16 protein-coding genes are annotated in these 15,363 nt (G+C 62.8%); 13 read left to right on the top strand and 3 right to left on the bottom strand.

Annotated features, from left to right (window positions below; translation table 11 throughout):
• Positions 1 to 9 precede the first annotated feature (9 nt).
• The 12 genes from motB (at position 10) to E1742_RS06940 (ending at position 11,952) form a co-directional block, all read left to right on the top strand.
• A complete protein-coding gene (motB, locus tag E1742_RS06995; RefSeq protein ID WP_134384158.1) occupies positions 10 to 945 on the top strand; it encodes a flagellar motor protein MotB in 936 nt (311 codons plus the stop codon).
• 21 nt (positions 946 to 966) lie between these two features.
• Positions 967 to 1,515, top strand: coding sequence for a chemotaxis protein (locus tag E1742_RS06990; RefSeq protein ID WP_134384157.1), 549 nt, complete (start codon positions 967 to 969; stop codon positions 1,513 to 1,515).
• A 79-nt stretch (positions 1,516 to 1,594) separates the two neighbouring features.
• Positions 1,595 to 1,960, top strand: coding sequence for a response regulator (locus E1742_RS06985; RefSeq protein WP_134384156.1), 366 nt, complete (start codon positions 1,595 to 1,597; stop codon positions 1,958 to 1,960).
• Positions 1,961 to 1,997: 37 nt separating this feature from the next.
• Positions 1,998 to 4,214: a chemotaxis protein CheA gene (gene cheA / locus E1742_RS06980; protein WP_134384155.1), complete on the top strand. Its 2,217-nt coding sequence runs from the start codon at positions 1,998 to 2,000 to the stop codon at positions 4,212 to 4,214.
• A 12-nt stretch (positions 4,215 to 4,226) separates the two neighbouring features.
• Complete coding sequence (locus E1742_RS06975) at positions 4,227 to 4,709, top strand: chemotaxis protein CheW (RefSeq protein WP_134384154.1); 483 nt, start codon at positions 4,227 to 4,229, stop codon at positions 4,707 to 4,709.
• Positions 4,710 to 4,870: 161 nt separating this feature from the next.
• On the top strand, positions 4,871 to 6,622 hold the full coding sequence (locus tag E1742_RS06970) for a methyl-accepting chemotaxis protein (protein WP_134384153.1): 1,752 nt from the start codon (positions 4,871 to 4,873) through the stop codon (positions 6,620 to 6,622).
• Between the two features lie 71 nt (positions 6,623 to 6,693).
• The gene (locus E1742_RS06965) at positions 6,694 to 7,560 is read left to right on the top strand and encodes a CheR family methyltransferase (RefSeq protein WP_134384152.1); all 867 of its coding nucleotides are present in this window, start codon (positions 6,694 to 6,696) and stop codon (positions 7,558 to 7,560) included.
• A 12-nt stretch (positions 7,561 to 7,572) separates the two neighbouring features.
• On the top strand, positions 7,573 to 8,172 hold the full coding sequence (gene cheD / locus E1742_RS06960; protein WP_134384151.1) for a chemoreceptor glutamine deamidase CheD: 600 nt from the start codon (positions 7,573 to 7,575) through the stop codon (positions 8,170 to 8,172).
• Between the two features lie 9 nt (positions 8,173 to 8,181).
• The gene (locus E1742_RS06955; RefSeq protein WP_134384150.1) at positions 8,182 to 9,252 is read left to right on the top strand and encodes a protein-glutamate methylesterase/protein-glutamine glutaminase; all 1,071 of its coding nucleotides are present in this window, start codon (positions 8,182 to 8,184) and stop codon (positions 9,250 to 9,252) included.
• A gap of 352 nt (positions 9,253 to 9,604) precedes the next feature.
• Positions 9,605 to 9,994 carry a chemotaxis response regulator CheY gene (gene cheY, locus E1742_RS06950; RefSeq protein ID WP_028104141.1) on the top strand — a complete coding sequence of 130 codons (390 nt, stop codon included), beginning with the start codon at positions 9,605 to 9,607 and terminating at the stop codon, positions 9,992 to 9,994.
• A 4-nt stretch (positions 9,995 to 9,998) separates the two neighbouring features.
• Positions 9,999 to 10,658, top strand: a complete 660-nt coding sequence (gene cheZ / locus E1742_RS06945) for a protein phosphatase CheZ (RefSeq protein ID WP_134384149.1) — start codon at positions 9,999 to 10,001, stop codon at positions 10,656 to 10,658.
• A gap of 85 nt (positions 10,659 to 10,743) precedes the next feature.
• On the top strand, positions 10,744 to 11,952 hold the full coding sequence (locus tag E1742_RS06940; RefSeq protein WP_134384148.1) for an EAL and HDOD domain-containing protein: 1,209 nt from the start codon (positions 10,744 to 10,746) through the stop codon (positions 11,950 to 11,952).
• A gap of 136 nt (positions 11,953 to 12,088) precedes the next feature.
• On the opposite strand, the gene panC is transcribed toward E1742_RS06940, so the two are convergent.
• The 3 genes from panC to E1742_RS06925 are packed head-to-tail and all read right to left on the bottom strand — an operon-like array spanning position 12,089 to position 14,108.
• The gene (gene panC, locus E1742_RS06935; protein ID WP_134384147.1) at positions 12,089 to 12,928 is read right to left on the bottom strand and encodes a pantoate--beta-alanine ligase; all 840 of its coding nucleotides are present in this window, start codon (positions 12,926 to 12,928) and stop codon (positions 12,089 to 12,091) included.
• Between the two features lie 23 nt (positions 12,929 to 12,951).
• Positions 12,952 to 13,869 carry a segregation and condensation protein A gene (locus E1742_RS06930; RefSeq protein WP_134384146.1) on the bottom strand — a complete coding sequence of 306 codons (918 nt, stop codon included), beginning with the start codon at positions 13,867 to 13,869 and terminating at the stop codon, positions 12,952 to 12,954.
• Positions 13,870 to 13,895: 26 nt separating this feature from the next.
• Positions 13,896 to 14,108 (bottom strand): DUF3460 family protein, encoded by a 213-nt coding sequence (locus tag E1742_RS06925; RefSeq protein WP_134384145.1) that lies wholly within the window; start codon positions 14,106 to 14,108, stop codon positions 13,896 to 13,898.
• Positions 14,109 to 14,233: 125 nt separating this feature from the next.
• Here E1742_RS06925 and E1742_RS06920 point away from each other — a divergent pair, with 125 nt between their 5' ends.
• Positions 14,234 to 15,139, top strand: coding sequence for a DMT family transporter (locus tag E1742_RS06920; protein WP_134388073.1), 906 nt, complete (start codon positions 14,234 to 14,236; stop codon positions 15,137 to 15,139).
• The last annotated feature ends 224 nt before the right edge of the window (positions 15,140 to 15,363 follow it).

Raw genomic sequence — 15,363 nt, 5'->3', positions numbered from 1 at the left:
GGAAGTACCATGGCCGATGACGGTAAGGCGATTGTCGTCAAGCGCATCAAGAAGGTAGCCGGTGGCCACCATGGCGGCGCGTGGAAGATCGCCTATGCCGACTTCGTGACGGCGATGATGGCGTTCTTCCTGCTGATGTGGCTGCTGGGTTCGACCAGTAAAGGCGACCTGAACGGTATTTCGGAATTCTTCAAGACGCCACTGAAGGTGGCGATGCAGGGCGGCTCCGGCAGCGGCGACAGCTCGTCGATCATCAAGGGCGGCGGCAAGGACCTGACCCGGCAGGACGGCCAGGTCAATGCCGGTGGTGTCGATACGGCCAAGAAGTCGTTCAACCTGAGTGCCGCGAAAGCCCAGCTGGAGAAGGAAGAGTCGCAGCGCCTGCAACAGCTGAAGGAACGCATCCAGGACAAGATCGAGAATTCGCCGGCGCTGAAGAAATTCAGGGACCAGCTGCTGCTGGACTTCACCAGCGAAGGCTTGCGCATCCAGATCGTGGACGAGCAGAACCGGCCCATGTTCCCGGGCGGTAAGGCCGAGCTGCAGCCGTACACGCGCGAAATCCTGGAAGAGATTGCACCGGTATTGAACGACGTGCCGAACCGCATCGGTCTGACGGGGCATACGGATTCGACGCCATATTTCAGCGAGACGGGCTACAGTAACTGGGAATTGTCCGCGGATCGCGCCAATGCGTCGCGCCGGGCTTTGCTGCACGGCGGCATGCAGGACGCCAAGATCATCCGTGTAGTCGGGCTGGCCGACGCGGCGCATCTGGACCGCAAGGACCCGTTCAATCCCATCAACCGGCGGATCAGCATCATTGTGATGAACAAGAAGACGGAAGAGAACCTGATGCGCGATGCCGGCAAGCTCGAAGTGGGCACGGCGACGGCGGCGACGCTGCAAGCGGCGCAGGCGGCCGCGGTGGCGGCACCCAAATAAAGCACCCAAGACGAGATTGTTATGAACAGAAAAAAAATCCTCGGCTCCCACGTCAAGCGCATGCTGTCGGGCGTGTCGGACCACGGCAGGAATCACCTGACCGAGGTGGAGACCGACCTGCTGCAGACCAATCTGCTGCTGGAAGAAGCGATCGAGAAGCTGTCGCGCAACTTCATGTCGATCCACGAGGCGGTCAGCGCGCAGGACGCGACGATCCGCCTGCTGCTCGATGGCGGCATGCCGTCGCCCGAGGAGCGCGCCAAGCTCGAAGCGATGAGCGAACAGGTCAGCACGTACGTGAACGCGGCAATTACCAGCATGCAGTTCCAGGACATGACGAGCCAGCTGATCGACCGGACCCTGAAACGGGTGACGGGCCTGCGCGAGTTCCTGGCCACGCTCGGCACCTATGGCGCCGAGATGGAAGCGGACAGCGACAACGACACGATCGTCGACCTGCTGGGCAAGGTCAGCATGGCGCTGGCGATCCAGAGCCTGGAACTGCGCAGCGTGCTGCGCAAGGCGGTCAGCCAGAAGCACCTGGAAAGCGGCGATATCGAGCTGTTCTGATATCGACTCGACTCCGGCAATATATTCGAATCACGTGGGGCAACAGTGCCCGAACTCTTTTTTTAGTGAGATAAAAAAAATGGCTAAAACAATTCTTGCAGTCGACGACTCCAGCTCCCTGCGCCAGATGGTGGCGTTCAGCCTGAAGGCCGCCGGCTACCAGGTCGTCGAAGCGGTGGATGGCCAGGACGGCCTGGAAAAGGCCAAGCTGCAGAACGTCGACCTGGTGCTGACGGACCAGAACATGCCGAAGATGGACGGCCTGCAGCTGATCAAGCACCTGCGCGAACTGCCGTCGTACGCCAAGACGCCGATCCTGATGCTGACGACGGAATCGTCCGACGAGATGAAGGCCAAGGGCCGCGCCGCCGGCGCCAATGGCTGGCTGGTCAAGCCGTTCGACCCGCAGCGCCTGATCGAAGTCGTCAAAAAGGTGATCGGCTGATCATGTGCTCCCTGAGCTTATTTGACGGAGTCTCGCCATGACCATCGATATAAGCCAGTTCTTCCAGGTCTTCTTCGACGAGGCCGAGGAACTGCTGGCTGAAATGGAAAGGCTGCTGCTTGCCGTCGATGTCGGCGCGCCGGACGAAGAAGATCTGAACGCGATCTTCCGCACCGCGCACTCCGTCAAGGGGGGCGCGGGGACGTTCGGCCTGTCCGACATGACGGAGGTGACGCACATCCTCGAGACGCTGCTGGACCGGATCCGCAAGGGCGAGATGGCGCTCACGGGCGAGCACGTGGATGCGTTCCTGGCCGCCAAGGACGCGCTGAAGATGCAGCTGGACGGCCACCGCCTCGGCACGGCCGTGGACCAGGATGCCGTCGGCGACGTGCGCATGATGCTGCAGCACCTGGCACAGGACGTGCCGCTGGCCGCGATCGCCCATGTGGCGCCCGCGTTCCAGACCGCCGGCGAGGACGAGACGGTCGATCACAGCGGCGGGCGCCGCTATCGTCTCGAACTGCCGAAGATGGCGCATCGCGAAGTGACGGCGCTGGCCGCCGAACTGGGCCTGCTGGCGCACGTCATCGTCACGCCGCTCGACAACGAGCGCAACGCGATGGTCGTCACCACGCATGAAAGCCTGGACGACATCATCGCCATCTGCTCGTTCGTGCTGAACACGGAAGAGATGACGATCGCGGAACTGCCGGTGCTGACGCCGGAGCAGGCCGCGCGCGAACAGGCCGAACGCGACAAGGTCGAGAACGACCTGGGTTATGGGTTCTTCGACCCGCTGCCGAAATCGGAAGCGGGCAAGACGGCCGCCGGCGCGGCCGAAGGGCAGGGCTACGGCTTCTTCCAGCCGCTCGACGAAATCCGGGCGCAGGCGAGCGAAGGCGCGGACGAGGCACGCGGCTACGGCTTCTTCCAGCCCGTGGAACAGATCCGTGCAGCGGCGGGCATCCAGGATGCGCCGCCGGCCGAAAAGGCTGTCGAGGAAGAGAAAAAGCCGGCGAAGAAGGACGTTGAGAAGGCTCCCGCGCACGGCGCCGAGTCGTCGTCGATCCGCGTGTCGATCGAGAAGGTCGACCAGCTGATCAACCTGGTGGGCGAGCTCGTGATCACGCAGGCGATGATCGAGCAGCGCGTCGAAACGCTCGATCCGATGGTACACGAACGCCTGCTGGCGTCCGTGGGCCAGCTGACCCGCAATACGCGCGATCTGCAGGAAGCGGTGATGTCGATCCGCATGATGCCGATGGACTTCGTGTTCTCGCGCTTCCCGCGCATGGTGCGCGACCTGGCGTCGAAGCTGGGCAAGAAGGTCGATTTCATCACCAACGGCGCCGCGACGGAACTGGACAAGGGTCTGATCGAACGCATCGTCGACCCGCTGACGCACCTGGTGCGCAACAGCATCGACCATGGCATCGAGATGCCGGAAGTGCGCCGCGCGGCGGGCAAGACGGATGCGGGCCGGCTGTTCCTGTCGGCCACGCACCAGGGCGGCAACATCATCATCGAGGTGTCGGACGATGGCGCCGGCCTGAACCGCGAGAAGATTCTCGCCAAGGCCAGGCAGAGCGGCCTGCCGGTGTCGGACAGCATGCCCGACGCGGAAGTGTGGCAGCTGATCTTCGCGCCTGGCTTCTCGACGGCCGAGCAGGTGACGGACGTGTCGGGCCGCGGCGTCGGCATGGATGTCGTCAAGCGCAACATCACGGCGATGGGCGGCACCGTGGACATCCGTTCGGCCAAGGGGTTCGGCACGACGATGTCGATCTCGCTGCCGCTGACGCTGGCGATCCTGGACGGCATGTCGATCCGGGTGGGCGAGGAGGTGTACATCCTGCCACTGGGCTTCGTCATCGAATCGATGCAGCCGGCGCGCGAGGACGTCAAGGAAATCACGGGCAAGGGCCGCGTGGTCAAGGTGCGCGGCGAATACCTGCCCCTGATCCCGCTGTACCAGATGTTCGAGATCGAGCCGCGCTTTACCGATCCGTCCGAGGGCATCCTCGTGATCCTGGAAACGGAAGGGCGCAAGGCCTGCCTGTTCGTCGACGAACTGGTTGGCCAGCAGCAGGTCGTCGTGAAGAACCTGGAATCGAACTACCGGAAAGTGGCCGGCATCAGCGGCGCGACGATCCTGGGCGACGGTGGCGTCTCGCTGATCCTGGACGTGGCCGCCCTGATCCGCTCCTCGCGCCAGCTGGCGGACGAATCCATTCTGAATACATTGAACTGACAAGGAAACACCATGGCAGAAGTCACCACCAACGCCGACATCGCGGGACACGAGTTCCTGGCCTTCAAGCTGGGCGCCGAGGAATACGGCATCGACATCCTGAAGGTGCAGGAAATCCGCGGCTACGAAGCCGTCACGCGGATCGCCAACGCGCCGGAATTCATCAAGGGCGTCATCAACCTGCGCGGCATCATCATCCCCGTGGTGGACATGCGCATCAAGTTCAACCTGGGCGAGCCGGTGTACGACCAGTTCACCGTCGTGATCATCCTGAACATCAACGGGCGCGTGGTCGGCATGGTGGTCGACAGCGTGTCCGATGTGACGACGCTGGAACCGGACCAGATCAGGCCGGCTCCGGAAATGGGCACCGCGTTCTCGACCGAGTACATGATCGGACTCGGCACGATCGACGAACGCATGCTGATCCTGGTGGACATCAACAAGCTGATGTCCAGTCCGGAGATGGGCCTGATCGAACAAATGGCCGCCTGAGCACGGGACGGCCACCCGCAGGGGGCCGTCGCAACGCCAGAATGAACCGACGTCCCGCCCAAAAAATTGCGGTGCAGCGAAGACAATTTTTGTATTAACAGAGGCAATCGCCTCGCAGAAGGCGAGCCGGTGTTTCATCAATCAAAGGGTAGGGACGCGATATGAGTGTTCGTAATTACAAAATCGGTACAAGACTCGGCTTCGGGTTCGGCATCATTCTGCTGATCCTCGTAGCGCTGGTGCTGTCTTCGAACAGCATGAACATGAGCAACAAGGCGCAGCTGATGCAAGGGCTGGAACTGACCAGCAACAAGAGCATGCAGGCCAGCGCGATGAAGAGCGCGATGCTGGAATCGGGCATCGCCATGCGCAATATCGGCCTGCAGTCCGACGTCGAGCTGATGCAGAAGGAAGAAGAGAAGGTCAAGGCGCAGCGCCAGCGCTACGAAGCCGCCCGTGGCAAGCTCGAATCGCTGGGCCTGGACGACGCCGAGAAGAAAGTGCTGGGCGAACTGGCCGCGCTGGACAAGGACGTCGATACGGCGTTCAAGGAAGCGATGGCGCAGGTACTCGCCTTCAACGCCGAAGGCGCGACGAAGATCATCGCCGGCAAGATCGACCCGCTGAACACCCGCACGCTGACGGCGCTGAACAACCTGGTGGACATCGAGCACAAGGCCACCCAGGCGTTCCAGGACCGCTCCGTGCAGGCCGACAACCGTGTCATGATGATCACGCTGGTACTGGGCGCGATCGGCGTCGGGGTCGGCATTGTCTGCGCGCTGTTCACGACCCGTTCGATCGTCGTGCCGCTGGCCGGCGCCGTGCAGGTGGCCAAGCGCGTCGCCGCCGGCGAACTGACATCGCAGGTGCATGTCGAAGGCAAGGATGAAACAAGCGAACTGTTGCAGGCATTGAGGGACATGAACGACAGCCTTGTGTCGACCGTCAGCAAGGTGCGCAGTGGCACCGAGACGATCACCCAGGCGTCCCATGAAATTGCTTCGGGCAACGCCGACCTGTCGGCCCGTACGGAAGCGCAGGCCAGCTCGCTGGAAGAGACGGCCAGCTCGATGGAAGAACTGACGTCGACGGTCAGGCAGAACGCCGACAACGCCCGCCAGGCCAACCAGCTGGCGGCAACGGCATCGTCCGTCGCCGTCAAGGGCGGCACCGTGGTGGCGCAAGTGGTCGATACGATGGGCTCCATCAAGGAAAGCTCGGGCAAGATCGTCGACATCATCGGCGTCATCGACGGCATCGCGTTCCAGACCAACATCCTAGCGCTGAACGCCGCGGTGGAAGCGGCGCGTGCCGGCGAGCAGGGCCGCGGCTTCGCGGTCGTGGCATCGGAAGTGCGCAACCTGGCGCAGCGTTCGGCCAGCGCCGCCAAGGAAATCAAGGCGCTGATCGACGACTCCGTGTCGAAGGTCGATGCGGGCGGCAAGCTGGTGGACGAGGCCGGCCAGACGATGGGGCAGATCGTGACGTCGATCAAGCAGGTCGCCGACATCATGGGCGAGATCACGGCGGCAACGCAGGAACAGAGCAACGGCATCGAGGAAGTCAACCAGGCCATCACGACGATGGACGAAATGACCCAGCGTAACGCGGCGCTCGTGGAAGAAGCGGCGGCAGCGGCGGAAAGCATGCAGCAGCAGGCGCAGCAGCTGGGCGAGGCGGTCAGCATCTTCAAGCTGGGCGACGCGGGTGCGGCCGTGGCACGCGTGCCGGTGGCAGCGAAGGCGCAGCTGGCCAAGCCTGCTGCAAAACCGGCTGTCAAGTCGGCGGTCCGTGCCGTGACGGTGCATCCGGCCGCGCCGGCGGCACCGGCGCCTGCAGCCAAGAGCGCGACGAAGACATCGGCCAAGGCGGCGACGGCACCTGCCGGCGACGACTGGGAAGAATTCTGATGTCTGGCGCGGCCGCCTCCGGGAGGCGGCCGCGTGTTATGTAAGCTCCCGGTCAAGCAAGGATAAGGATAATGTCCAAGGACACCGTCAAGGAGTTTGAGTTCAACAGCCGCGATTTCGAAAGAGTGCGCGGCATGATCTACAAACGGGCCGGCATCGCGCTGGCCGACAGCAAGCAGGAGATGGTGTACAGCCGGCTGGCGCGCCGCCTGCGCGCCACCGGCATTTCATCGTTCGTCAAATACCTGGACGACCTCGAAGCGGGTCGCCTGGGCAACGAGTGGGAGTCGTTCACCAACGCGCTCACCACCAACCTGACGTCGTTCTTCCGCGAAGCGCACCATTTCCCGCTGCTCGCCGAGCACGTGAAGAAGCACCGCGGCGAACAGCTCAACATCTGGTGCTCCGCCAGCTCCACCGGCGAAGAACCGTATTCCATCGCGATGACGGTGTGCGAGGCATTCAACAGCTTGACGCCGCCGGTGCACATCATCGCCACCGATATCGACACCAACGTGCTGGCCACGGCTGCCAACGGCGTCTATCCGATCGACCGCATCGACAAGCTCACGGCTGAACAGCAGCGCAAGTTCTTCCTGAAGGGGAAGGGCGATAAGGCCGGCATGGTGCGGGCACGCCCCGAACTGCGCCAGCTGATCACGTACCGCCAGCTCAACCTGCTGGACGAGAAGTGGGACATCCGCGGCCCGTTCGACGTGATCTTCTGCCGCAACGTGATGATCTACTTCGACAAGGCCACGCAGCGCAAGATCCTCTCGCGCTTCGTGCCGCTGATGAAGCCGGATGCGCTGCTGTTCGCGGGCCATTCCGAGAACTTCCTGTACGTGTCGGATTCGCTCAAGCTGCGCGGCAAGACCGTCTACGAGCTGGACGAGCGTTCCTCCGGCGCCAACCGCGCGATGCCCCAACGAGCATAAGAACGGGACACCATGAACACCGACCACGTCGCCACCAACGTCTACTACGACCGGACGTTCGACACCCAGGCGGCCAAGATCCTGCCTGGCGAATACTATTACACCGCCAAGGACATGCTGATCGTCACCGTGCTGGGCTCGTGCGTCTCGGCCTGCATCCGCGACCGGGTCTCCGGCCTGGGCGGCATGAACCACTTCATGCTGCCCGACGGCGGGGCGGACAACAACAGCCCCGTCTCCGCGTCCGCGCGCTACGGCACCTTTGCCATGGAGATCCTGATCAACAGCCTGCTGAAGTCCGGCGCCCGGCGCGAGAACCTGGAGGCCAAGGTCTTCGGCGGCGGGGCGGTGCTGAAGGGCTTCACGGCCATGAACGTGGGCGAGCGCAACGCCGCCTTCGTCCAGACGTTTCTCAAGAACGAACGCATACGCATCGTCGCGGAAGACCTGAACGACATCTATCCGCGCAAGGTGTATTTTTTCCCCCGTACCGGCAAGGTACTTGTCAAGAAACTGATGCAGACCCATAACGACACGCTGGCCAAGCGCGAAATCGAATACGCGAGCCGCCTGAAGGTCCAGCCGGTGGCTGGTGAGATCGAGCTGTTCTAAGAGGCCCAGATGACAATCAAAGTACTGGTGGTCGACGACTCCGCGCTGATCCGCAGCGTCATGACCGAAATTATCAACAGCCAGCCGGACATGAAGGTGGTCGGCACCGCGCCCGACCCGCTGGTCGCGCGCGAGCTGATCAAGCAGACCAATCCGGATGTGCTGACCCTCGACGTCGAGATGCCGAAGATGGACGGCCTCGACTTCCTGGAAAAACTGATGCGGCTGCGGCCGATGCCCGTCGTCATGGTATCGTCGCTGACGGAGCGGGGTTCGGAAATCACGATGCGCGCGCTGGAACTGGGCGCCGTCGATTTCGTGACGAAACCGAAGATCTCGATCCAGACGGGGATGCGCGAATACACGGACCTGATCGCGGACAAGATCCGCGCGGCGTCGAAGGCGCGCATCCGTGCCCGTACGCTGCCGCAAGCGGGCGCCGAAGGCAGCGTACCCCTGCCACAATTACGCAATCCGCTGATGTCTTCTGAAAAACTGATTATCGTGGGCGCTTCCACGGGCGGTACGGAAGCGATCCGGGAATTTCTGATGCAGATGCCGTCCGACTGCCCGGGTATCCTGATCACGCAGCACATGCCGGAAGGGTTCACGCGCTCGTTTGCAAAACGCCTGGATTCGCTGTGCAAGATCTCGGTGCAGGAAGCGGCGGGCAACGAGCGGGTACTGCCGGGCCACGCGTATATCGCGCCGGGCCACTCGCACCTGCTGCTGGCGCGCTCCGGCGCGAACTACATGACGAAACTCGACCAGGGCGAGCCCGTCAACCGGCACCGGCCGTCCGTGGACGTGCTGTTCCGCTCGGCGGCGCAACATGCGGGTAAAAATGCGGTAGGCGTGATCCTGACGGGCATGGGCAAGGACGGTGCTGCTGGTATGCTGGAGATGAAGACAGCCGGGGCGTATAATTTTGCCCAGGATGAAGCCAGTTGCGTCGTGTTCGGCATGCCGCGCGAAGCCATCGCCGTCGGGGCCACGCATGAAGTGGGCGCGCTGCAGGCGCTGCCAGGCATGGTGCTCGGGCATTTGGCACAGCACGGCATGCGCGCATTGCGTGTTTGAGAAGCGTGTCTTGGATGTGGGTCTGTTGACGGTAGAGCAAGTCCGTACAGGGCAGGCGGTCGCAAGCGTCGCGTGATCGATACGTTCCCTTGCGGGATTGATACGGTATTCGGTTTTTTACCGGCAGTGACAGGATGTGGTGTTCCCTACGGGTAACGATAATGCTATGCTACAACTTGCTGATGGTTCAAAGCCGTGCCTTCTATTATTTGCAGAGCCAGGGTGCTGGAAGCGCACCCTGAGTCAGACACTCGAGCCAGACCCTTATTAAAGCCTTTTGGCGCTGACGCAGCGTTCAATGCGTCAGCGCAAAATTTAACAACCGCGTTATAAAGAATCAACGGAGTAATTCATGGCTGATCCAAAGATGAAATTTTTAGTTGTTGACGACTTCTCGACGATGCGCCGCATCGTCCGGAATCTGTTGAAAGAACTGGGTTATGCCAATGTGGACGAAGCGGAAGACGGCGTCATGGCGCTGGCGAAGCTGCGTGCCGAGCAGTTCGACTTCGTCGTGTCCGACTGGAACATGCCGAACATGGACGGCCTGACGATGCTGCAGAATATTCGCGCCGATCCCGCGCTGGCCAAGCTGCCGGTTCTGATGGTGACCGCCGAGGCGAAGAAGGAAAACATCATCGCGGCCGCGCAGGCGGGCGCCAACGGCTACGTCGTCAAGCCTTTCACGGCCGCGACGCTGGACGAAAAACTGAACAAGATCTTTGAAAAGCTCGGAGCCTGATTTCATGGTCGAGCAAGCAGTCGGAGCGTTAGCGGGCGCGACCGTGGGGGATCCCAACGAGGAGTTCCTGTCGCGCATCGGGCACATGACCCGTGCGCTGCACGAGAACCTGCGTGGCCTGGGCCTGGACAAACTGATCGAGAAAGCGGCGTCCGACATTCCCGACGCACGCGACCGCCTCGACTACGTGGCACGCCTGAGCGAAGACGCGGCGCAGAAGGTGTTGAATGCCACGGACGAGGCGGGTCCGCTGCAGGACGGGATCCATCGCGACGCCAAGGCGCTGACGGCTTCCTGGCAGGCACTGCTGGACGGCCAGGGCGGCCAGGGCAGCCAGGGCGACTGGCGCGAACTGGCGCAGCGCACGATTGCGGCGCTGGATTCGGCATCGGACGCTACCGTGGTCACGAAAGGCCACCTGATGGACATCATGATGGCGCAGGATTTCCAGGACCTGACGGGCCAGGTGATCAAGCGCGTCACGTCGATTGCCCAGAACCTGGAAAAGCAGCTGGTGCAGACGCTGATCGATTTCGCGCCCGAGGAACTGAAAAAGGAACTCGATACCGGTTTGCTGAACGGTCCGCAGATCGACGCAAGTGCCGAAGGCGTAGTGGCCGACCAGGGCCAGGTCGACGACCTGCTGGACAGCCTGGGCTTCTGACCGGGGCGGGACAACGGCCCCGCTGGCCACCCGCTCTCCTTGCCGCGGCCCCCGCGCCGCGCACGCTGGTTCACCGACATCCATAATGCACCAGACCCATTTCCTCCTGCGTGAGCCGCTGCTGGACCCGCACCAGCGCGTGGTCGGCTACGAGCTTACCTGGCAGCACAATGCCGGTGTCGCGCCCACGCAGGCCGAGCTGGAGGACCTGGTCGGCTTTGTCGCCGGGCAGGTCAACGATCCCGAGCGCGGCTGGCTGTTGCGCGACAAGACCCTGTTCCTCGAGGCGGTGCCGGCGATGCTCTCGACCGATGCGCTGTACAACCTCCCGCCGCAACACACCGTGCTGTCGATCGCCACGCGCGAGCTGGCCAATCCCGACACGCTGGCCGCCGTGCGCGCGTTGCGGGCAGGCGACGTCGGCATCCTGCTGCGCAACTGCGATATCGCCCGCGCCGGCAACCGGCTGCCAGGGATCTGCTCCTATGTGGAAGTGCGTTTCACGGGCGCCGATGTGGCATCCCAGGCCCGTACGTATGCGGCGCTGAAGCAGTCGTCGGTACGGATGGTGGGGCGGCCCGTGGCAACCTGGGCCGACTTCGACGCCTGTGCCGCGCTGGGCATCGATGCGTTTGTCGGCAAGCTGCACCTGACGCCCCGTCCCGGCACGGAGACGAAGGGGCTGAACCCGGCCCAGACCGTCATCCTGCAGCTGATGCAGATGGTGAACGCGAATGCGGACGTGGCGAAACTGGAGAGCGTGCTCAAGCGCGACGCGGCACTGTCATACAAACTGCTGCGCTACATCAACTCCGCCGGCTTCGGTATCGGCCGCGAGATCCAGTCGCTGAAACAGGCTATCACCCTGCTGGGCTACCAGCCGCTGTACCGCTGGCTGACGTTACTGCTGGCCACGGCCAGCACGTCCGGCTATTCGCCCGTGCTGCTGGAAACGGCTGTCGTGCGCGGCCGCCTGGCCGAACTGCTGAGCGTGGAAAAACTCGGCCGAGCGGAGGCGGAAAACGTCTTCGTCGCCGGCATGTTCTCGCTGCTGGACCGATTGCTCGGACTGCCGATGAAGGAGGTGCTGGAAACGATTCAGCTGTCCGACGAGGTAGTCGAAGCGCTGCTGGAGCGGGGCGGACGCTACGGCCCGTATCTCGCGCTGGCCGAAGCGTGCGAGCTGAACTCGACGCTCGTATCGTCGCTGGCTGCCACCCTGAACGTCACCCCGGCGGACGTCAACAAAGCCCACCTGTCCGCGCTCGCGTGGACGCAGAACGTCACCGCCTGAGCCCGCTGACAACATCGGGGTCAGGCACAAAAACTGTCGCGAGCACAGCCGTAGGCGGTCTTACGACGCTTTCACTGCCGGGGCCGTGACAACATTCGTGCCTGACCCCGATGTTGTTACGAGCTCAGTGTAGTGTTCAGATTTCCAGGTTGTCGATCAGGCGCGTGGTGCCCAGCTTGGCTGCGGCCAACACGACGAGCGGCGCGCCTTGCGCGAGGTCGCCCGCATTTGGCGGTTGCAGGTCGCTGCGCTTGCGGATGCTGATGTAGTCGGGATTCCAGCCGCGCTGGGCGAGCTCGTCCATGGCCTTGTGTTCCAGCTGGAAGATGTCCAGGTGGCCGGCGCGCATTTCGTTGGCCACGTAGTTGAGCGACTCGTACAGCGCCGGCGCTTCGGCGCGCTCGCTGGCCGACAGGTACATATTGCGCGACGACAGCGCCAGGCCGTCCTCGGCACGGAACGTTTCCGCGCCGATGATTTCCGTCGGCAGCGCGAACTGGCGCGCCATGTTGCGGACGATCATCAGCTGCTGGTAGTCCTTCTTGCCGAACACGGCCACGCGTGGCTGCACGCACGAAAACAGTTTGGTAACGACAGTGCAGACGCCGTTGAAGAAGCCGGGACGGAACTCGCCTTCCAGCGTATTGCCCAGGCCGTCCGGCGGCTGCACGCGGTACTCCTGCGGCTCGGGGTACAGATCCTTCTCGGTCGGCGCGAACAGCACGTAGACGCCTTCCTTTTCCAGCTTTTCGACGTCTGCCTGGAACGTGCGCGGATATTTGTCGAAGTCTTCGTTCGGGCCGAACTGCAGCCGGTTGACGAAGATCGATGCGACGACAGGATCGCCGTGCCGGCGCGCCAGGCGCATCAATGACAGGTGGCCTTCGTGCAGGTTGCCCATGGTAGGGACAAACGCGGTGCGCAGCTGGCCGCTCAGTTGATCGCGCAGCTCTTCGATGGACGAGATGATTTTCATGGTCTTTTATGGTTACCGATGGGTCAGACAGGCGAGTACGCGAGGCGCACATAGATGGGCGCAAACGGTTCGGCCTGGGTAATTTCGATCAGGGTTTCTTTGGCCAGTTCCAGCATCGCGACAAAGTTCACGACCAGGACGGGCACGCCGCCGGCGACGTCGAACAGGTCGGCGAACTCGACGAAGCGCTGCGACTGCAGCCGGCGAAGGATCATCGTCATGTGCTCGCGCACGGACAGTTCTTCGCGTGAAATCTTGTGATGCTGTTTCAGGGTTGCCCGCTTCAGCAGGCCACGCCACGCAGCCTGCAGGTCCTCCGGCGCCACGTCCGGCCAGACGGGAATCAGGCTCTGCTCGATGAAGATCTGCGTGCGCACGAAATCCCGGTCCAGCTGGGGAATCCGGTTGATGTCGACGGCGGCCAGCTTGATCTGCTCATACTCCAGCAGGCGGCGCACCAGCTCGGCGCGGGGATCGTCAAGTTCCGCTTCGATCTCGTGCTGGCGCTGCGGCAGCAGCATGCGCGACTTGATCTCGATCAGCATGGCGGCCATCAGCAGATACTCGGCGGCCAATTCCAGGTTGGACAGCCGGATCTGGTCGACGTACTTCAGATATTGCAGCGTAACCTGCGCCATCGGGATGTCGAGGATATTGAAGTTCTGGCGGCGGATCAGATACAGCAGCAGGTCCAGCGGACCTTCGAAAGCGTCAAGGAAGATTTCCAGCGCGTCGGGCGGGATGTACAGGTCGGTCGGCAGGTGCAGCAGCGGTTCGCCATAGAGGCGTGCGAAGCCGGCACCGTCCACTTCCGGGAGGGCGCCAGCCTGGATATCCGGCCCGCCGCCCTGTGCTGCCGGCGTGCCCTCGCGGGCGTCCGCCGGTGGCGCGGCATTGGCGGCAAGGTTTGCCGTCTCGTCTGCCGCGTCGTGAGGCTGCATGCGTGCCGTCCTGTGGCGTCAGCCGGTTACAGCTTGTTCTGGTAGACGTAAGCCTGTTGTTGGATGGCGGAATCGCGCTGGCGTGCACGCTCGTCGAGCGACAGCGGGGCCTTGTCCCACAGCAGCGAACGGCCTTCCTGCTGACCTTTTTCGATGGCCGGGTTCTTTTCCTTCAGACTCTTGATGAACTGGGTGTGGTCGGATTCGTAACCGCGGTGTTGCTTGAACAGGAATTTCATGTCTGGTGTCTAGGTTAGTGCGTGAAAAAGAAAACCGACACCTATTTTACCGCGCTGCGGCATGCCACAGGGAATTTCTGTCGTACGCCTGCGACGGGTTGCCAGATGGGTTATTCTTCTCAGCAATGAATGCGCGACTGAACCTGCAAACCGTCTTTCTGCTGACCCTGCCGCCCTTGCTGTGGGCAGGCAATGCCATCGCTGGCCGCGTCGTGCACGACATGGTGCCGCCCATCCTGCTCAATTTCCTGCGCTGGCTGCTGGCGCTGCTCATCCTGCTGCCGCTGGCGGGACCGGTGTTCCGCCGCGATAGCGAACTGTGGCGGCATTGGCGCCGCTTCGCGCTGCTGGGCCTGCTCGGTGTCGGGTTATATAACGCCCTGCAATATCTGGCGCTGCAAAGCAGCACGCCCATCAATGTCACCCTGGTGGCGGCAGGGATGCCCGTCTGGATGATGCTGACGGGCTGGCTGTTCTTCAATGCCAGCGTTACCCGGCGCCAGGTCGCCGGTGCCGTCCTGTCGATTGCAGGCGTATTGCTGGTACTGGCGCGCGGCGATCTGGCCCATTTGCTGGCATTGCGGCTCGTTGCCGGCGATTTATTCATGATCCTTGCCACGATCGCCTGGTCGTTATACAGCTGGCTGCTCACGCGCACGACGGAGCCCGTTTCCCTGCGCGCCGATTGGGCCGGCTATCTGCTCGCCCAGGTGGGATTCGGTGTCCTGTGGTCGGGGTTATTCGCGGCAGGGGAATGGACTTTATCCGATGCGACCGTGCACTGGAACTGGACATTAATCCTGGTGCTGGCGTACGTCGCCATCGGCCCGGCCGTGATTGCATTTCGCTGCTGGGGCGAAGGCGTGCGCCGTGCCGGCCCCGCCATTGCGGCCTTCTTCAGCAACCTGACGCCCTTGTTTGCCGCGCTGCTGTCGTCCGCGTTTCTAGGCGAACTGCCGCATGTTTATCATGGCATTGCATTCCTGCTGATTGTCGGCGGGATTATCGTGTCGTCGCGACGGCCGTCATAATCCGTGCGACGTCCGCCGCCGCGTTCTGCTAGCGTAAGGCCTACCCCAAAGCCGGAGGGCAGTCCATGCAGAGATTAATGCTTGTGCTTATTACCGCCGGGTTCCTGCTCGCCGGCTGCGATAACGCACCCAACAAGCCCCCTAAGCCGATTGCCACGACCGCTGGACGATAGCCTCGTCGGGCGTCGTACGGTGCTTTTGCGCGAGCTGCATGCCAGCCATTG

This window comes from Pseudoduganella plicata, from assembly GCF_004421005.1.
In the GTDB taxonomy this organism is placed as follows: Bacteria; Pseudomonadota; Gammaproteobacteria; order Burkholderiales; family Burkholderiaceae_D; genus Rugamonas; species Rugamonas plicata.
This window is presented reverse-complemented; position numbering and strand designations above follow the sequence as displayed.

What these genes read in the sequence shown, in the direction of transcription:
- E1742_RS06985 (WP_134384156.1), top strand. Translation starts at nt 1,595, where the DNA reads ATGGCTAAAACAATTCTTGCAGTCGACGACTCCAGCTCCCTGCGCCAG.
- E1742_RS06975 (WP_134384154.1), top strand. Translation starts at nt 4,227, where the DNA reads ATGGCAGAAGTCACCACCAACGCCGACATCGCGGGACACGAGTTCCTG.
- E1742_RS06930 (WP_134384146.1), bottom strand. Translation starts at nt 13,869, where the DNA reads ATGCAGCCTCACGACGCGGCAGACGAGACGGCAAACCTTGCCGCCAAT.
- cheZ (WP_134384149.1), top strand. Translation starts at nt 9,999, where the DNA reads ATGGTCGAGCAAGCAGTCGGAGCGTTAGCGGGCGCGACCGTGGGGGAT.
- panC (WP_134384147.1), bottom strand. Translation starts at nt 12,928, where the DNA reads ATGAAAATCATCTCGTCCATCGAAGAGCTGCGCGATCAACTGAGCGGC.
- cheA (WP_134384155.1), top strand. Translation starts at nt 1,998, where the DNA reads ATGACCATCGATATAAGCCAGTTCTTCCAGGTCTTCTTCGACGAGGCC.
- E1742_RS06955 (WP_134384150.1), top strand. Translation starts at nt 8,182, where the DNA reads ATGACAATCAAAGTACTGGTGGTCGACGACTCCGCGCTGATCCGCAGC.
- motB (WP_134384158.1), top strand. Translation starts at nt 10, where the DNA reads ATGGCCGATGACGGTAAGGCGATTGTCGTCAAGCGCATCAAGAAGGTA.
- E1742_RS06940 (WP_134384148.1), top strand. Translation starts at nt 10,744, where the DNA reads ATGCACCAGACCCATTTCCTCCTGCGTGAGCCGCTGCTGGACCCGCAC.
- cheD (WP_134384151.1), top strand. Translation starts at nt 7,573, where the DNA reads ATGAACACCGACCACGTCGCCACCAACGTCTACTACGACCGGACGTTC.
- E1742_RS06965 (WP_134384152.1), top strand. Translation starts at nt 6,694, where the DNA reads ATGTCCAAGGACACCGTCAAGGAGTTTGAGTTCAACAGCCGCGATTTC.
- E1742_RS06970 (WP_134384153.1), top strand. Translation starts at nt 4,871, where the DNA reads ATGAGTGTTCGTAATTACAAAATCGGTACAAGACTCGGCTTCGGGTTC.
- cheY (WP_028104141.1), top strand. Translation starts at nt 9,605, where the DNA reads ATGGCTGATCCAAAGATGAAATTTTTAGTTGTTGACGACTTCTCGACG.
- E1742_RS06925 (WP_134384145.1), bottom strand. Translation starts at nt 14,108, where the DNA reads ATGAAATTCCTGTTCAAGCAACACCGCGGTTACGAATCCGACCACACC.
- E1742_RS06920 (WP_134388073.1), top strand. Translation starts at nt 14,234, where the DNA reads ATGAATGCGCGACTGAACCTGCAAACCGTCTTTCTGCTGACCCTGCCG.
- E1742_RS06990 (WP_134384157.1), top strand. Translation starts at nt 967, where the DNA reads ATGAACAGAAAAAAAATCCTCGGCTCCCACGTCAAGCGCATGCTGTCG.